A 15,456-nucleotide genomic window follows, 5' to 3' on the forward strand; every position below is an offset into this window, starting at 1 on the left:
AAGGGGGCAGCCTTTGCTGCCCCCTAACTTATGCATTTGATACCGAACGAAGTAAACGAGATGCATTCGCAATCGCAATCAAGGCAACTCCGACATCTGCAAACACCGCTTCCCACATTGTCGCAAGACCGAAAACACCAAGGACAAGCACGAGTGCTTTCATACCGAAGGCGAATAGGATATTCTGCCACACAATCCGCTTCGTTCGTTTTCCTAACTCGATGGCGCGCAACACGTCAGACGGTTGATCATTCATCAACACAACATCTGCAGCCGTCACCGCTGCGTCACTTCCAACGCCACCCATCACGAGACCGACGTTTGCTCGTGCCAAGGCCGCCGCGTCATTCATACCATCCCCGACGAAAGCGACCTTACTCGAACTCGCGAGTGTCTCGACTGCCTGCACTTTCTCATGCGGGAGTAATTCCGCGAACACTTCATCTAACCCAAGCTTGTTTCCAATCGCCGAGACCACTTCTTGACGGTCCCCTGACAACATAACCGTCCGGTAGCCGGATCGCTTCAACATTTGAATCGTATCGACAGCATCAGGCTTGATCGTATCGATCAATTCAATCCGCCCAAGCCATTCCTCGTTTCTCATTACATGAACACTTGTTCCAAGCGAGGCATCCTCCACTTGTTGTCCCAGTCGTTCCATATAACGCGCACTTCCAACGTAAATCCGGTCCTCACCATCCACAGCGCAAAGCCCGTAACCCGGTTCTTCCTGAATAGACGTAAACACCTGAACTGTCTCTGCCTGATCGACGATAGCCCGGGCGAGCGGATGGGTCGAGGCTTTCTCCACTCTTGCCGCTAAATGGAGAAGTTCGTCCGCTTCCATGATGCCATTCGTCACAATCTGATTGACCGTAAACCGTCCGGTCGTAAGTGTGCCGGTTTTGTCGAAAATCACAGTATCTACTTCCGTCAACGTGTCTAGATATTCTCCTCCTTTGACGAGGATTCCACGTTTTGAACCTGCCCCGATGCCGCCAAAGTAACCAAGCGGAATCGAAATGACCAGGGCACAAGGACAACTGATCACAAGAAAGATGAGCGCCCGATACACCCAGTCACTTAAATTCCCTACAAATAACGGTGGTACGAAGGCAACGAGTGTGGCCATGATGACAACAAACGGAGTATATACTCGCGCAAGACGCGTAATCATTTGCTCGGTCTTGGCTTTCTTCTCATTCGCCTGTTCAACAAGGGCAATCATCTTTTGTACACTCGATTCTTCTGCGAGTCGAGTCGTCCTCACTTCAAGGCGACCATCCAAATTGACCATTCCGGCAAGTACTTCATCTTCTTTCCCTACTTGTCTGGGCACCGACTCTCCGGTCAATGAAGCCGTATCCAGTGAACTCGAACCCGCCTGAATCACTCCGTCCATCGGTACCTGCTCACCCGGTTTAATCGCGATGATGGCACCCACCGGTACTTCTTCCGGAGTTCGTTCCACTTCCTGCCCATCGATTATGACACGGGCAAGGGTCGGCTTCATATTTAGTAACGATTGAATCGACCGACGCGAAGCCCGGACCGCTCGACCTTGTACATATTCACCAAGTTGATAGAATAACATGACCGCGACTGCTTCTGGATATTCTGCTATCAAAAACGCGCCAACGGTCGCAATCGTCATTAAGAATTTTTCATCGAACCATTCCCGATGCCACACATTCCGGATTGCCCCGTACACAACGTCGTAACCTGCAACGGCATAAGCGGCGACAAACCCGATGAGTGAATCCGTCAAGATCGCGACAATAAACAATACCGCCGCTACACCAAAGCGCCATAATGTGTAGTCACGTGTCTGTTCTTCATTTTCTTCCTTCATGAATTTCGCCCCCGGCTCAATCCGTCCCATCGTTTCTTCGATCGATTGCAACATCTGGTCCCGGTCGGTTGGGTCAATCCATTCAATCACCATACGACTGGTGGCAAAATCAATTTGGCAGGATGCCACTTCGGCACGCTGCGCTACATCCCGTTCTATTTTTGCCGCACAATTGGTGCACGTAATTCCTTCTACTGGTAAAACATCTCGTTTCGACATCATCATCCCCCTTATTCAAATGAACATTTGAATATATCGTAACGTGAACTTCACTTCATGACAACAACAAAATAACCAGCTCATATTCTGAACTGGTCAAAAATCATAAATTATTCTGCTTTTTGCTCTTCACTATGCGTCAGAGCGATTTCGACAAGTTGGCGCACGTGATCGTCATCTAACGAGTAGTAGACAACCTTTCCTTCTTTTCGATATTTGACAAGACCTTGCTCCAGCAAAGTTCGCAAGTGATGGGAGGCCGTGGCATTTGAATGGCCGATAATCGCAGCGACATCACAAACACATAATTCCGGTTCTAGCGTGAGTACGTACAATACTTTCAAACGCGTCGGATCCGCAAATGCTTTGAACAATCGGCTGACTCGCGGTGCGTCCAATTGTGCCAACGCGCCCTGTAACGACGACACCTCTTCCGATTGAATGGCGATTGTTTCACATTGGGGTACTTTCATGATGGGTCACCTCTTCTTCTATACATACAGTTTAGCAAAATACGCCTTCAAAATCTGTTATATATTATTATTGACTATTTAACTACTGTTATAATACAATCAAACTAACAACAATCGTATCGATGTACTTACACAAAACAGGAGGCGTTTTGAATGAACGAATGGGCAAGCAGACTCGAGTCTTCAGTTGAATTTTATCGGAAACTCCCAGATAAAACGTGCCAGGAATGCGGAAAACACATGGATGAGCAATGTGAGTCATATGAATCAACCTGTGCAGAGTGCACCGAAAAACTTCAGCTTTCTGAATAAAAACAATCTCCCCCTCGAACAATCGAGAGGGAGATTGTTTTTATAAATGCCATCCTATATATGCCGCAATTAAACCGAAAAGATAGGTCGCCATCAAGTACATCCCAAAATGAAACCAATCTTTAGACGTAAAACGCATCAACTCTAATTTAAGTGTTGAGAACGTGGTAAGTGAGCCGAAAAAACCGACGCCAAGAAACAACAAGAGCGATGCGTATGTGGTATGGCTCGATAAGTACCCTAATCCGAACGACCCGGACACGTTAACGAACAAGGTCGCCCATGGAAAGGCAGAGGCCGACCACGCTTTCATCAACTGCCCGACCCCGAATCGCGCGATGGCTCCTAAAAAAGCACCCGCCATGATGAGTAAGATGGTCATGTCATCTCCTCCCCGCGTTGATGCCGAAGGCGCTTCGTACCGAAATGATAGCCGAGATACGAGCTATAGAGGCCCAGTCCTGCACTTAATAACACATATCCGATCGCTTGATCTGCCTTCCCCATGTCAATCAATTGAATGGTTTCGACACTGAACGTCGAGAAGGTCGTGAACGAGCCGATCATCCCCGTCCCAACTGCCGTCACGACTTGAGGGGTCAGTTTACCCGTTCGGAATAAAAAATGAGTCATCCAGCCCAGTAGAAAGCTCCCGATGAGATTAATCACCAGCGTTCCAATCGGAAACGTATTCGTCCACACTGCACCAATCGCCGTACCGAGGCCATATCGCGCCAAAGCTCCGAGCGCCCCCGCAATCCCAACATACAAGTACAACACGACGTTCCTCCTTTACAAAAAAACACCTGCGGCGAACACATCGCCTTGCAGGTGTCTGTATTTCTGAACTCATTATACCAAGCTGACCCCGATTACGAAATAGGGGCCGGTGCGAGGACTTCCTCGATTGCTTCAAACGCCTGGTCGAGTTCCTCTTTCGTAATGACGAGTGGTGGTGCCAAACGGATGACCGTCTCGTGTGTTTCCTTACATAGTAAACCTCGGTCTTTTAAGGCCTCACAGTAAGGACGAGCCGCCTCTGTCAACTCGATACCGATAAATAATCCACGCCCCCGTACTTCTCGGATCATCGGATTATCGATGGCTTTTAAACGGTTCATGAAGTACGTCCCTAATTCAAGCGAACGTTCCGGCAGTTTTTCTTCCTCCAATACCTCAAGCGCAGCAATCGACACAGCCGCGGCCAACGGGTTCCCGCCGAACGTCGATCCATGTGATCCCGGGTTGAAGACATTCAACACGCCTTTGTCCGCTGCGACACATGATACAGGGAAAACCCCTCCACCGAGCGCTTTTCCGAGAATATACATGTCCGGAACGACACCTTCCCACTCCACTGCGAACCACTTCCCGGAACGCCCGAGACCGGATTGAATCTCGTCAGCGATAAACAACACATTGTGCTGTTTGCAGAGCTCTGCCGCACGCTTCAAATACCCTTCTGGCGGGATGATGATTCCGGCTTCACCTTGAATCGGCTCTACGATGAAAGCTGCTGTATTTTCTGTAATGGCAGCCTCAAACGCTTCAAGATCTCCGTAAGGCACAATTTTAAATCCTGGCAATAACGGACCAAAGCCACGCTGATATTCTGCCTCTGTCGACATCGAGACAGCCGCCATCGTGCGACCATGGAAATTTCCTGAACAGACGATAATTTCAGCTTGACCCGGTATTTGCTTCACTTCGTACGACCAACGGCGCGCTGCCTTCACGGCTGTTTCAACTGCCTCAGCCCCCGTATTCATCGGCAACACCATTTCTTTCCCTGTAAGCGCTACCACTTTGTCGTAGAGGCGTCCGAGCTGATCGTTGTAAAATGCGCGTGACGTCAACGTGATTTTGTCAGCCTGATCTTTTAATGCCTGAATGATTTTCGGATGACAATGTCCCTGGTTGACTGCTGAATAGGCGCTCAACATATCCATGTAGCGATTCCCCTCTGGGTCCGTCACCCAGATCCCTTTTGCTTCTGAAATAACGATTGGAAGCGGATGATAGTTGTGTGCCCCGAATTTCTCTGTCAATTCAATCACATCTTGCGTTTTTGACATCTTGATTCCCCCTTATTCCAAACTATCTTACCATCTCAGTATATGATGACCGCCTTTCTTTTGACAACGCCGAACTTAATCGTATCGTGAGGTCAGAAAATCAGGTACACTGACAGTAGTATATGCATGAAACATGACAGATTGGGGGAAACGAAGTGGCTCCATTACGTGATTTTCCAGTAAACGAATTCATTGATGCGATTGCGGTCCCGTGTTGTTATGTGGCAACCGACGGAAGCGTCTCATTGTGGAATCAAGCGGCAGAGCGGTTACTCGGTTGGACACAGAGAGACGTGCTTCAACACCCGCTTCCGATTGTTCATCAACTCGCCCAAACTCTGGAGGGATGGTCAACCCAACTTTTACACCGTCCGTATTCCACGACTGTAATGACACCTTTTCTACATAAAGATGGAACGACCGTTTATGCGACTGCTTACATACAAGCCTGCTCGATCGAGAAGCAGAACGGGTACTTGTTGGCGTTCCTTCCTAAAGGGTTTGGTCCATTGATGAGCAATGAGCAATTTAATTTCTTGCACCACTTCCAAGAAATGATTAAACAGTCCACACATTACTTGGCGACAAACGACAAAGGTGAAATTATTGACGTCAACGCCATTTTCTGTCGGCTGTTTGACGTGACCGATCAGCAATTGCTCGGGCGCAACTGGTTTGAATTGCTGGACCCATCACAAGAGAATCGCATGATCGAGAACGAGGTTTCCGTTGCTTTAGCGACCGATAAAATCTGGAACGGCGAAGTTCCCGTCGCTTGTTCAAAACACACAGACAAGCCTTGCTGGCTCAACCTGACAGTCGTCCCGATTTTGAGTGACTCAGGTGAAGTCATTCAATATACCGCCTTCGGTTTTGATGTGACGGAAAAGAAACGACTCGAGCAAGAAGTAAACGACCTGGCCTACCGAAATGACTTGACCGGTTTGTTGAATAAAAAAGGATTTCTCCATCAATACGAGGACTTCTTTAACCAATTTGATCAACAGGACCGATACTTGCATGTTGCGTTACTGGATATCGACCGTTTCAAAATCATCAATGAATCCTTCGGTTCCCGCATCGGAAATGAGCTACTCGTACAAATCAAAGACCGTGCGGTAAAACTTCTTCCCGAGTCGACTGTATTCTTCCACCCTTCCGGTGGGTTATTCGGTCTGTTGTTCACTGAAGAGTCGAAAGAAGAGGTCTTCCAGTTACTGCGGCAATTACAGCATGAGCTACAGCGACCATTCCGCGTGTACCACCATTCGATTATGGTTTCTCTATCAATCGGATGTGTGTACTACCCGTCTGCGACGACCTCATTGGACGACTTATATACGCGAGCCGAAAGTGCGCTGTTTAAAGGAAAACAAATCGGGGTCGGGACCATTCAATTTGTGACGAAAGACATGGACGCCGCCTTTTCAAGACAAATTCATATTGAAAAAGCCTTGTATAAAGCGCTTGAAGAGAAGCACTTCTACCTCGAGTATCAACCAAAATATAACGTGAAAACGGATCAACTCATCGGGTTTGAAGCGTTGCTTCGCTGGCATCATGCTGAGCTTGGACAAATCCCGCCTGCAGAGTTTATCCCGCTTGCGGAAGAGATGGCATTGATCGTCCCAATCAATAACTGGGTCATTTTAGAGGCGGCAAAACAATTGAAACAGTGGCAATCCCAGTTCAACCAACCGCTGTCGATGGCCATCAACATCTCACCGAACCAATTTCGGAGTGAGAGTTTCTTGAATACACTCCGAAACATTAAACAGCAACTCATGCTCGACCCATCCGATCTTATTTTAGAAATCACGGAGAATCTCGTGATGCAGCAGACGGATGAGATCATCGAACGAATGAATCAAATCAAGCGTCTGAATTACCGTCTATCCATCGACGACTTTGGAACAGGTTACTCTTCACTCCAATACTTGAAGTCTTTCCCGGTTGACGAACTCAAGGTCGACAAAGTATTTCTCGACGATTGGATGACCTCAAAATCACACTTGTTAGATGTCATCATCCACCTCGGGAAAGGGTTGAACCTTCATGTCGTCGCGGAAGGTGTGGAAGATGAAGCCATGCTCGAGCATTTAAAAACGACCGACTGTGATGCTTTCCAAGGCTTTCTTTTCGCCAAGCCCTCTTCGCCTGCACAAATCGAACAGTTGCTTCACAGTAAAAAAACACCGGATGCATAAGCATTCGGTGTTTTTGCTTTATAAGGAGATACTCGCTGTCCAGAGGCCGTATATGCCATATGTCGCCGCTAAAAGAATGAGGAGGGCCACAATCGATTGAACCCGGTTCAAATACGGACGTCCTTGCTCCCGTTCGGCCAACATGAACACGAACACACCTGGTGCATATAAAATCATCGCAATGAGGACGTATTCCAAACCGGACGCATACAACAACCAAGTCGCATAGACAGATGCCACACCTGAAATGACCATCATTCGTTTGGATGCCGCATGCTTCGCTTCTTTCCATCCAAATAATGCGGAGAAGAGGTACGGGACAAGCGCAGCAATCCCCGCAATGCTTGAGAGAACCAAGTATGTTTGTTCCGAATATAAGGCGATCGCCGTTACAACCTGAGTAAACGCTTGCGTAATGAAGAGCGCATTGACAGGTGTATCATTCTGATTGATTCGTTTGAACACTTTCGGGAAGACCCCATCGCGACTTGCCACGTACGAGATTTCAGTAGCCAAAATGGTCCACCCTAACAAGGCGCCCGCTAGCGAGACGAGAAGCCCCAAATTGATGAGCGTTGCTCCGACCGGACCCACTACCGCTTCGAGGACGTAGGCCATCGATGGTTCTTGCAAACTGGCAAGCTGATCTTGTGTCATGACACCGAATGAAAAAATTGAAATCATCATATAAATGAGTAACGTACCAATCAAACCGATCACCGTTGCGCGCCCCACATCTTGTTTATGCCGGGCACGTGAAGAGAGTACAACAGCCCCTTCAATTCCAACAAACGCCCAAAGTGTGACGAGCATCGTCGATTTCACTTGAGGAAACGCCTCTGACCATGAAAAGCCGGTCTGTCCCCATACATCCACTTGGAACGTTTCTACTCGAAAAGCAAATAGAACCAGCACGATAAATAAGAAAATCGGAACCAGTTTGGCAATCGTCGTCACGATGTTCAGGATTGCCGCCTCACGCATCCCCCGTGAAATAAGCCAATACAATCCCCAAATTAACAATATACTGGCGAATAAGCGAAACAGGCGATGCTCCGCCGAAAAGACCGGGAAAAAGTATCCGAGTGTACTAAAGATTAACGTGATGTTTGCAACCGTCCCGATCCAGGCAGACATCCAGTAACCCCAACCACTATTAAACCCGACAAATTTGCCGAATCCTTCCCGAGCATAGGCATAAATCCCGCCTTCCAGTTCAGATCGGGTATTCGCTAAAAATTGAAACACTAAGGCCAGCATAATCATCCCAACGCCTGTGATGCCCCATCCAATTAAAACCGGTCCTACTCCTGCCCCTTGTGCCATCGCACCCGGTAAATTGAAGGCACCGCCTCCAATCATCGTCCCGACAACCATTGCTGCCAGACCAAAAAAGCCGATTCCGGCTGAATTTTGTTTCATTATTACTCCTCCAACATCCTGACAGTAAACGAATAACTATACAAGGATACCGTATATTCATTCGTCGATTTTCTCATTCTACTGAATAAAAGGTTTAATGAACAGTGATTTCCAATATGTTTATATTTTCGAATAATTATAAAAATTTCATTGCGTATTCACCGAGTTTGTAGTTTAATTGCAATATATTCGAAAGAATCAGAATTTTCGGGAGGTTTTATGATGCGTAACAAAAAATGGCTAGCTTTATCGGGGGTCGCACTTCTTGCGACGGCAGCTTGTAGTACAGGAGACGATTCGTCGAGTACAGACGGTTCTTCTTCGAGTGACTCATCAAAAGAAATCACGATGGTATCGGCAACAGACTTGCCACAGCTTGATCCGACACTTACAACGGACTCGACGTCAATCATCGTGACAAACAACGTATTCGAAGGGTTGTACCGTCTCGACGAAAACAACCAACCGACACCAGGAATTGCGGAAGATGTCGAAATTTCTGAAGATGGACTTACATATACGTTCAAACTTCGTGATGCAAACTGGTCTGACGGCTCGCCAATCACAGCCGAAGACTTCGTCTATTCTTGGAAACGTGCTCTCACACCAGAGACAGGCGCAGAATATGCGTATATCCTTCAAGACTTGAAAAACGCGAACAAAATTCTCGCTGGTGAGATGTCTGTTGACGATCTTGGCGCAAAAGCAATCGATGAGAAAACGCTCGAGGTCCAACTTGAAGCACCGGCTCCTTACTTCTTAGGACTCACTGGTTTCCCAACGTATATGCCACAAAAACAAGAGTTCGTCGAAGAACAGGGAGAAGAATTTGCGTCTTCTGTTGATAAGACTCTCTTCAACGGTCCATACGTCTTGAGTGAATGGCAAGACAACGCTGGCTGGGTATATAAGAAAAACCCGGAATACTGGGATGCGGACAACGTCAAGATGGATACAATCAACGTCAAAGTCGTCAAAGATGTAGCGACTGGCGTCAACTTGTTCGAATCAGGTGAAGCCGATTACACACTTCTTTCGTCTGAGTTCGTTCCACAATTCCAAGATAGCGATGAGTTTAAGACTCGTGCCGATGCACGTATTAACTTCCTTCGTTTCAACCAAAAGAACGAAGCACTTAAAAACGTCAATATTCGTGAGGCACTTGCCAAAGGCTTTGATAAACAAGGGGTAACCGACGTCATCTTGACTGACGGTTCACAACCGGCAAACTTCATCGTCGCAAAAGATTTCACGTATACAGAAGACGGTGCTGACTTCCGCGAGAAGTATCCGGATCTCATCAGCTACAACGTGGATGAAGCAAAAGCTGCTTGGGACAAAGGATTGAAAGAACTTGGTGTTGAGACAATCGAACTCGAGTTCCTCTCACGTGACGAAGAAGCCTTCAAAAAAGTTAACGAGTTCATCAAAGGTGAGCTTGAGAAGAACTTACCTGGGCTCACGCTCAACATCAAACAACAGCCATTCAAAAACTTCCTCGACCTCGAAGGAAAAGGCGAATACGATGTATCTGCTGCCGGCTGGGGACCTGACTACCAGGATCCAATGACTTACCTCGACATGTGGATCACAGACGGACCGTTCAACCGTATGCAGTATTCGAACGACGAGTATGACCAATTAGTTCAATCAGCGAAAAAAGAAGCGGATCAGATGAAGCGTTGGGAAACGATGCAGGAAGCAGAACGAATCCTCCTTGAGGAAGACTATGCGATTGCTCCAATCTACCAAAAAGGTGAAGCTTACCTTGAGCGTTCATCAATCGAAAACATGTACCGTCACCCGTTCGGTGCCGATGCGAGCTTCAAATGGCTTGATGTAAAATAATGACCAGAGACCCTGCACATTTACTTGTGCAGGGTCTCTTTCTGTACCGGATCCGGCAGTCTCAAAGTGTGATTTCCCATCATGTCCGTTAACATTTGTCTGTCTGATTGCCTCAGATTCGATGACCAAAACGTTCTATTATTCTTTGTCCCCCGTTCATATTCGAATTGAGGCACTTTGAATTTCTTCACGTACGATTCCCTTTGCTCCCGTTTCACAGTCAGATCGAGTTTGCATCGAACACATCGGACCACAAAAAAAGTGACGTTCATCCGTGATGAACGTCACTTTTTCTTTTTGATTATGCTTCACGCTCTGAACGAATGTCAGCCGGAACCTTCCCGCGTTTCGAAATAACTTGGGCAATTCCAACCAATACGACGAATGAGATGAGAGCCGCAAAGAAACCGATCCAAATCGATGTCGTGATTCCGAGTACCAAGTAGCCGATTGCCGAAACAATCGCTGCAAGAAGCGCGTATGGCAACTGCGTCAGAACGTGATCGATATGGTGTGACCCCGCCCCTGTCGAGCTAAGGATTGTCGTATCAGAGATTGGAGAACAGTGGTCTCCGAATACAGCACCCGCAAGTACTGCCGCTAGTGAGGCAAGGAGCAACTCCGGCTCTACCGCCATCACCAAGTCTGCACCGATCGGAAGCATCAATCCGAATGTTCCCCAGCTTGTACCTGTTGAGAACGCCATGACGCCTGCAATCAAGAAGAGCAATAATGGTAAATAAGATGCTGCAATCGTGTCTGTCACGAAGCTTGCCAAGTATTCACCCGTTTGCATATCACTGATGACTGCGATAATCGTCCAAGCGAATAAAAGAATCAATACTGCCGGCCACATCGCGCGAATCCCTTCCCACGTTGCTTTTCCGTAGTCTTTTGCCGGGATTTTACGTCCTGCAAGGAGCAAGAGGGCAACAATCAAACTGATGACAACACCGGCCACGAGTGAACGTGTCACGTCAGTCGATTCAAATGCACCGATTAGCGAGAAACTTTCTCCATCTGATGCGAGCGCCTGACCACCTGTATAAAGCATGGCGCCAACTGTTGCGATAATCAACGTGATGATTGGAACAATCAAATCGCGAACTTTTCCGCCTTCATGTTCATGTAAGTCTTCACTCATACCCATCGGCTTCCCTTTAGCCGAGTCATACAACTCCCCTTGCAATGCACGAAGTTCATGTGTACGCATCGGTCCGAATGCAAGGCCCGTAAAGGCAACATACGCTGTTAACATCAATGCGAACACTGCATAGAAGTTCATTGGAATGATTTGAATGAACGCTGAGAACGATGAATAGCTGTCAATCGAATACTTCGTTAAGATCCCTGCGATGATCGCGATGATATAGGCCCCCCAACTCGAAAGCGGGCTGATGACACAAACAGGTGCTGCCGTCGAGTCAATCGTGTAAGCCAATTTTGCACGTGAGATATTTTTACGGTCCGTTAGCGGACGGCTGATGTTCCCGACTGCCAAACTGTTGAAGTAATCGTCAATGAAAATCAAAATACCGAGTCCGAATGAGACAAGACGCGCCCCACGAGCTGTCTTCACGTTTGCCGCTGCCCATTCACCGAATGCACGCGCGCCGCCAGACGTCTGGATAATTGAAGACAAGATACCAAGTAACAACAAGAATGCAATCAACAAGACATTCCATTCATTGATGGCCCCTTCCGACCAGAACAAGGCGACAATGTTCGACCATAAGTATTGAATCGAATCAATCGGATTGAAACTGTGCAAGAGAAGAACCCCTGCGATAATCCCGACCCCAAGTGATGGGATGACCTTTCTTGTTGCGATTGCCATAATAATTGCGAGTAAAGCTGGTACTAATGAAAGTACCGAAGTTGAATAATCTACCATGCTGAATTCCTCCTCTTTGATTTAAGATGAGGCCCCCCAATGCTTAAAAAAACGCAAAGCGAGGGCATCGGCAACAAAGCCGACACCCTCGCTGGATGTTCCGTCTTTCTTAGCCGACTTGGAGCGCTCCATACGTATAATATGTATGGCAGTCTGACGGGTGTTTCCCGTCAGCCCAGCACAAAATCAGAGACATGACTTTGCACTTCGGCGATCTTGCCTTTCCGTAGTCCTCATCGTTGTCATCCTCCGACTACTTACTCATCAGCATCGCACCTCTACCTCATCGATAGCACGAATATTCATTTAAAAGTTACGTCTAAATTATCACACATCGACGTCACATATCAATAGTTTTTTTCATCACGAATAATTTGCTTTAAAACAGCAAGTGCTTCTTGATCATCTGCCTCTACCGCTTTAAAGAAGTCATTGAAGAAGTGATATAACACGAATCGGTCAGCGTGTGACTTCGTCTGTTCTTTAATCGTAGAGAAAATCAGCCGGCGCAGACGACGTTTCGTCTGTGTTTCTTCCGGCAACTCTTCACATCGGTCCTTGAAGGCACGATATACAGAATTGATCAAATCTTCATGCTCATCATATGACCGATTGTAGGCAACTTGTTCCATCTGTAATATCCCTCCTTTCAAGATTGACCCAATGAAACTTGTCGTAACTATACCAACTTCCGATTGGTCATTCAATCGTTACGCGCTGTTCTTAACAAAAATCATACATTGGACCGAGTCATTCTCCGATGAATGAGAATGTCGTCACATCGAATAGTCCCATATCCGTCAATTTCAAATCCGGGATTACCGGAAGGGCGAGGAATGACATCGTCAAATATGGGTTAAAGTGACGGTGTGCACCGACAACGTCGAGCGCATCATTTAACTGTTCGAGAATATCTGCCACTTCATGGTAAGGACGTTTCGTCATGAGACCACCGATTTCAAGTGGAAGTACCGCAAGCACTTCTCCTTCTGATACCGCCACGACGCCACCGCCAACTTTCTCTAACGTCTTCGCTGCGAGTAACATATCCTCCGGGCTGACTCCGGCGATGACAAGATTATGACTATCGTGTGCCACAGTAGCAGCGAGCGCGCCCCGTTTTAAACCAAATCCCGTAACCGGTGCCAGCGCCATATGCCCTGTCCCGTGATGTCGTTCGATGACAGCGAGCGTCGCGATGTCTTGCGACAAGTCCGCACCTGATTCGTCCGGACGGAATACGAGACGCTCACGCTTCGTCAATAAGCTGTTCGGAAGCACTTGAATGACGTCTACTTCTTCCTCAGCCACCGGGAGACGGAACGAATCAATCGTCAATTCCGGTAAAGCGAGCTCCCCTTTCATCGGCTTAGGAACTTCAATTCCTTCCGCCTCAAATGTCGCCTTCCCGTTTTCCGCTACCAGTTCCCCACCGACGTATACTCGTTGAATCTCTACTGATTCGACGTCTGACAAGATGACGAAGTTTGCCTTCTTGCCCGGTGCGATTGCTCCGACTTCTTTCAATCCGTAAGCTTCGGCCGCATGCAGGCTTGCCATCGCATATGCCGTTTCCGGTTTGACCCCTTGTTTGATGGCCATTCGAATATTGTAGTCAATTCCGCCTTCCGTGACGAGGTCGTCCAAATGTTTGTCGTCTGTACAGAACAAGAAACGATGGGCATTGCTTTCCGTGACGGCCAGGCTGACTTTCTCGACATTTCTCGCAACCGAGCCTTCGCGAATTTGAACATAGAAACCGCGTCGTACGCGTTCAATCGCTTCTTCCGCAGTCGTACACTCGTGATCCGTCATGATTCCAGCCGAACGATAGACGTTCAATTGATCCGGACCCAGACCCGAGGCATGTCCATCTACAACTTTTCCGGCATGTTCGGTTTGTGCAATCTTTTGAAGCATATCCTCACTACCCGCTTCGACTGATGGATAATCCATCACTTCACCAAGTCCGTGTACACCCGGGTCACCTAAAAACGGGGCCAAATCTTCTGCATATAATTTGGCGCCTGCGTGCTCGAACGGGGTCGCAGGGACACAACTCGGCAGCATCATTCGCACATCAAGCGGCAATCCCTTGGCATCTGCCAACATGTATTCAATCCCGAGTGCGCCGTTCACATTGGCAATTTCATGCGGATCCGCAATGACGGTCGTGACCCCCAGCGGCAAGACAGCTTTGGCAAACTCATGCGGTGGGACCATCGATGACTCGATATGGACGTGAGAGTCAATAAACGACGGGGCAAGTGTCCATGTAGGGTCATGATATTCCGTTTCTCCTTCATAGCCTTCTCCAATCGCCACAATGTAACCCGCATCGACCGCAACGTCAGTCCGAATCGTTTCACGGCTATACACGTCAATCACCGCGACGTCTTTAAAGACGATGGCCGCTTTCTTTTTCTTGGCGGCGATGTCAATCAAATGTTGTTTTTCCATCATTTTTGCTCCTTACTGGACGTATTTTATCCATCTTACCAAGAAAAATCTTTTCGTTGCAATTTCTTTTTCAAGTTGTGCGACAATGATAACATATTCGTTTGAAAGGGGTTACACTATATGAAATATCAACTAGGAAAACTCATCCCAAAGGTCGATGACACGGCATATATTGCACCTGGTGCACACGTGATTGGAGACGTCACGATTGGTGAACATTCGGGGGTTTGGTTCAACACCGTCATCCGTGGTGATGAAGGACCGATTCAAATCGGATCGTATGTCAACATTCAAGACGGTTCGATGATTCATCAATATGAAGGATCGCCGACAATCATTCATAACCGGGTCTCGATTGGACATATGGCCATGATTCACGGATGCGAGATTGAGGAGAATTGTTTGATCGGCATGCACGCCACCGTGCTTGATGGGGCAAAGATTGGGAAAGGTTCATTTGTCGCAGCTGGTGCGCTCGTCACACCAAATATGCAGATTCCTGAAGGCGTGATGGTCATGGGGGTCCCTGCTAAAGTGGTGCGTCCGTTAAATGATGAGGATCGCTTTATTATGGAACGGACCGTTAGAAAGTACGCAAAACGAGCCGAACAATATCGTGAGACTTGCCAAGCTTTAGACTGAATCCATAGTTTGTGAAAGCGTTTACAAGGTTCATAAATTGTTAACGTTT

At 47.6% G+C, this 15,456-nt stretch carries 13 protein-coding genes and 1 riboswitch; of the genes, 4 read left to right on the forward strand and 9 right to left on the reverse strand.

What is annotated here, in order from left to right:
* Window positions 1–28: 28 nt before the first annotated feature.
* Together KNP03_RS10840 and KNP03_RS10845 are read right to left on the reverse strand one after the other, a co-directional pair.
* On the reverse strand, window positions 29–2,074 hold the full coding sequence (locus KNP03_RS10840) for a heavy metal translocating P-type ATPase (RefSeq protein ID WP_214829198.1): 2,046 nt from the start codon (window positions 2,072–2,074) through the stop codon (window positions 29–31).
* Between the two features lie 110 nt (window positions 2,075–2,184).
* Window positions 2,185–2,547, reverse strand: coding sequence for an ArsR/SmtB family transcription factor (locus tag KNP03_RS10845; protein ID WP_214829199.1), 363 nt, complete (start codon window positions 2,545–2,547; stop codon window positions 2,185–2,187).
* Window positions 2,548–2,700: 153 nt separating this feature from the next.
* On the opposite strand from KNP03_RS10845, the gene yhfH reads away from it, so the two are divergent.
* The gene (gene yhfH / locus KNP03_RS10850) at window positions 2,701–2,859 is read left to right on the forward strand and encodes a protein YhfH (protein ID WP_214829200.1); all 159 of its coding nucleotides are present in this window, start codon (window positions 2,701–2,703) and stop codon (window positions 2,857–2,859) included.
* Window positions 2,860–2,899: 40 nt separating this feature from the next.
* Here yhfH and KNP03_RS10855 read toward each other — a convergent pair whose 3' ends face one another.
* The 3 genes from KNP03_RS10855 to KNP03_RS10865 form a co-directional block, all read right to left on the reverse strand.
* Window positions 2,900–3,241 (reverse strand): fluoride efflux transporter FluC, encoded by a 342-nt coding sequence (locus KNP03_RS10855; RefSeq protein WP_214829201.1) that lies wholly within the window; start codon window positions 3,239–3,241, stop codon window positions 2,900–2,902.
* Window positions 3,238–3,639, reverse strand: a complete 402-nt coding sequence (gene crcB, locus KNP03_RS10860; RefSeq protein ID WP_214829203.1) for a fluoride efflux transporter CrcB — start codon at window positions 3,637–3,639, stop codon at window positions 3,238–3,240. The genes KNP03_RS10855 and crcB overlap by 4 nt, the downstream gene beginning before the upstream one ends.
* A 92-nt stretch (window positions 3,640–3,731) precedes the next feature.
* On the reverse strand, window positions 3,732–4,934 hold the full coding sequence (locus KNP03_RS10865; protein ID WP_214829205.1) for an ornithine--oxo-acid transaminase: 1,203 nt from the start codon (window positions 4,932–4,934) through the stop codon (window positions 3,732–3,734).
* A gap of 155 nt (window positions 4,935–5,089) precedes the next feature.
* Between KNP03_RS10865 and KNP03_RS13615 the strand changes: the two genes are divergently transcribed.
* Window positions 5,090–7,141 (forward strand): EAL domain-containing protein, encoded by a 2,052-nt coding sequence (locus KNP03_RS13615; RefSeq protein WP_214829207.1) that lies wholly within the window; start codon window positions 5,090–5,092, stop codon window positions 7,139–7,141.
* An 18-nt stretch (window positions 7,142–7,159) separates the two neighbouring features.
* Here KNP03_RS13615 and KNP03_RS10875 read toward each other — a convergent pair whose 3' ends face one another.
* On the reverse strand, window positions 7,160–8,563 hold the full coding sequence (locus tag KNP03_RS10875; protein ID WP_214829209.1) for a basic amino acid/polyamine antiporter: 1,404 nt from the start codon (window positions 8,561–8,563) through the stop codon (window positions 7,160–7,162).
* A 222-nt stretch (window positions 8,564–8,785) separates the two neighbouring features.
* Between KNP03_RS10875 and KNP03_RS10880 the strand changes: the two genes are divergently transcribed.
* Window positions 8,786–10,411, forward strand: coding sequence for a peptide ABC transporter substrate-binding protein (locus KNP03_RS10880; protein ID WP_214829211.1), 1,626 nt, complete (start codon window positions 8,786–8,788; stop codon window positions 10,409–10,411).
* Window positions 10,412–10,712: 301 nt separating this feature from the next.
* Here KNP03_RS10880 and KNP03_RS10885 read toward each other — a convergent pair whose 3' ends face one another.
* The 3 genes from KNP03_RS10885 to ade all read right to left on the reverse strand — a co-directional run bounded on the left by KNP03_RS10885 (window position 10,713) and on the right by ade (window position 14,765).
* Window positions 10,713–12,305 (reverse strand): Na+/H+ antiporter NhaC family protein, encoded by a 1,593-nt coding sequence (locus KNP03_RS10885; RefSeq protein WP_214829213.1) that lies wholly within the window; start codon window positions 12,303–12,305, stop codon window positions 10,713–10,715.
* A 113-nt stretch (window positions 12,306–12,418) separates the two neighbouring features.
* Window positions 12,419–12,594, reverse strand: a riboswitch (Lysine riboswitch).
* Between the two features lie 58 nt (window positions 12,595–12,652).
* Window positions 12,653–12,937, reverse strand: coding sequence for a hypothetical protein (locus KNP03_RS10890; RefSeq protein WP_214829215.1), 285 nt, complete (start codon window positions 12,935–12,937; stop codon window positions 12,653–12,655).
* 118 nt (window positions 12,938–13,055) lie between these two features.
* A complete protein-coding gene (ade, locus tag KNP03_RS10895; protein ID WP_214829217.1) occupies window positions 13,056–14,765 on the reverse strand; it encodes an adenine deaminase in 1,710 nt (569 codons plus the stop codon).
* 120 nt (window positions 14,766–14,885) lie between these two features.
* Here ade and KNP03_RS10900 point away from each other — a divergent pair, with 120 nt between their 5' ends.
* Window positions 14,886–15,407: a gamma carbonic anhydrase family protein gene (locus tag KNP03_RS10900; protein WP_214829219.1), complete on the forward strand. Its 522-nt coding sequence runs from the start codon at window positions 14,886–14,888 to the stop codon at window positions 15,405–15,407.
* Window positions 15,408–15,456 lie beyond the last annotated feature (49 nt).

It is taken from the genome of Exiguobacterium algae, assembly GCF_018617875.1.
In the GTDB taxonomy this organism is placed as follows: Bacteria; Bacillota; Bacilli; order Exiguobacteriales; family Exiguobacteriaceae; genus Exiguobacterium; species Exiguobacterium algae.

What these genes read in the sequence shown, in the direction of transcription:
- KNP03_RS10875 (WP_214829209.1), bottom strand. Translation starts at nt 8,563, where the DNA reads ATGAAACAAAATTCAGCCGGAATCGGCTTTTTTGGTCTGGCAGCAATG.
- KNP03_RS10885 (WP_214829213.1), bottom strand. Translation starts at nt 12,305, where the DNA reads ATGGTAGATTATTCAACTTCGGTACTTTCATTAGTACCAGCTTTACTC.
- KNP03_RS10890 (WP_214829215.1), bottom strand. Translation starts at nt 12,937, where the DNA reads ATGGAACAAGTTGCCTACAATCGGTCATATGATGAGCATGAAGATTTG.
- KNP03_RS10865 (WP_214829205.1), bottom strand. Translation starts at nt 4,934, where the DNA reads ATGTCAAAAACGCAAGATGTGATTGAATTGACAGAGAAATTCGGGGCA.
- ade (WP_214829217.1), bottom strand. Translation starts at nt 14,765, where the DNA reads ATGGAAAAACAACATTTGATTGACATCGCCGCCAAGAAAAAGAAAGCG.
- KNP03_RS10900 (WP_214829219.1), top strand. Translation starts at nt 14,886, where the DNA reads ATGAAATATCAACTAGGAAAACTCATCCCAAAGGTCGATGACACGGCA.
- KNP03_RS10845 (WP_214829199.1), bottom strand. Translation starts at nt 2,547, where the DNA reads ATGAAAGTACCCCAATGTGAAACAATCGCCATTCAATCGGAAGAGGTG.
- KNP03_RS10855 (WP_214829201.1), bottom strand. Translation starts at nt 3,241, where the DNA reads ATGACCATCTTACTCATCATGGCGGGTGCTTTTTTAGGAGCCATCGCG.
- KNP03_RS10840 (WP_214829198.1), bottom strand. Translation starts at nt 2,074, where the DNA reads ATGTCGAAACGAGATGTTTTACCAGTAGAAGGAATTACGTGCACCAAT.
- KNP03_RS10880 (WP_214829211.1), top strand. Translation starts at nt 8,786, where the DNA reads ATGCGTAACAAAAAATGGCTAGCTTTATCGGGGGTCGCACTTCTTGCG.
- yhfH (WP_214829200.1), top strand. Translation starts at nt 2,701, where the DNA reads ATGAACGAATGGGCAAGCAGACTCGAGTCTTCAGTTGAATTTTATCGG.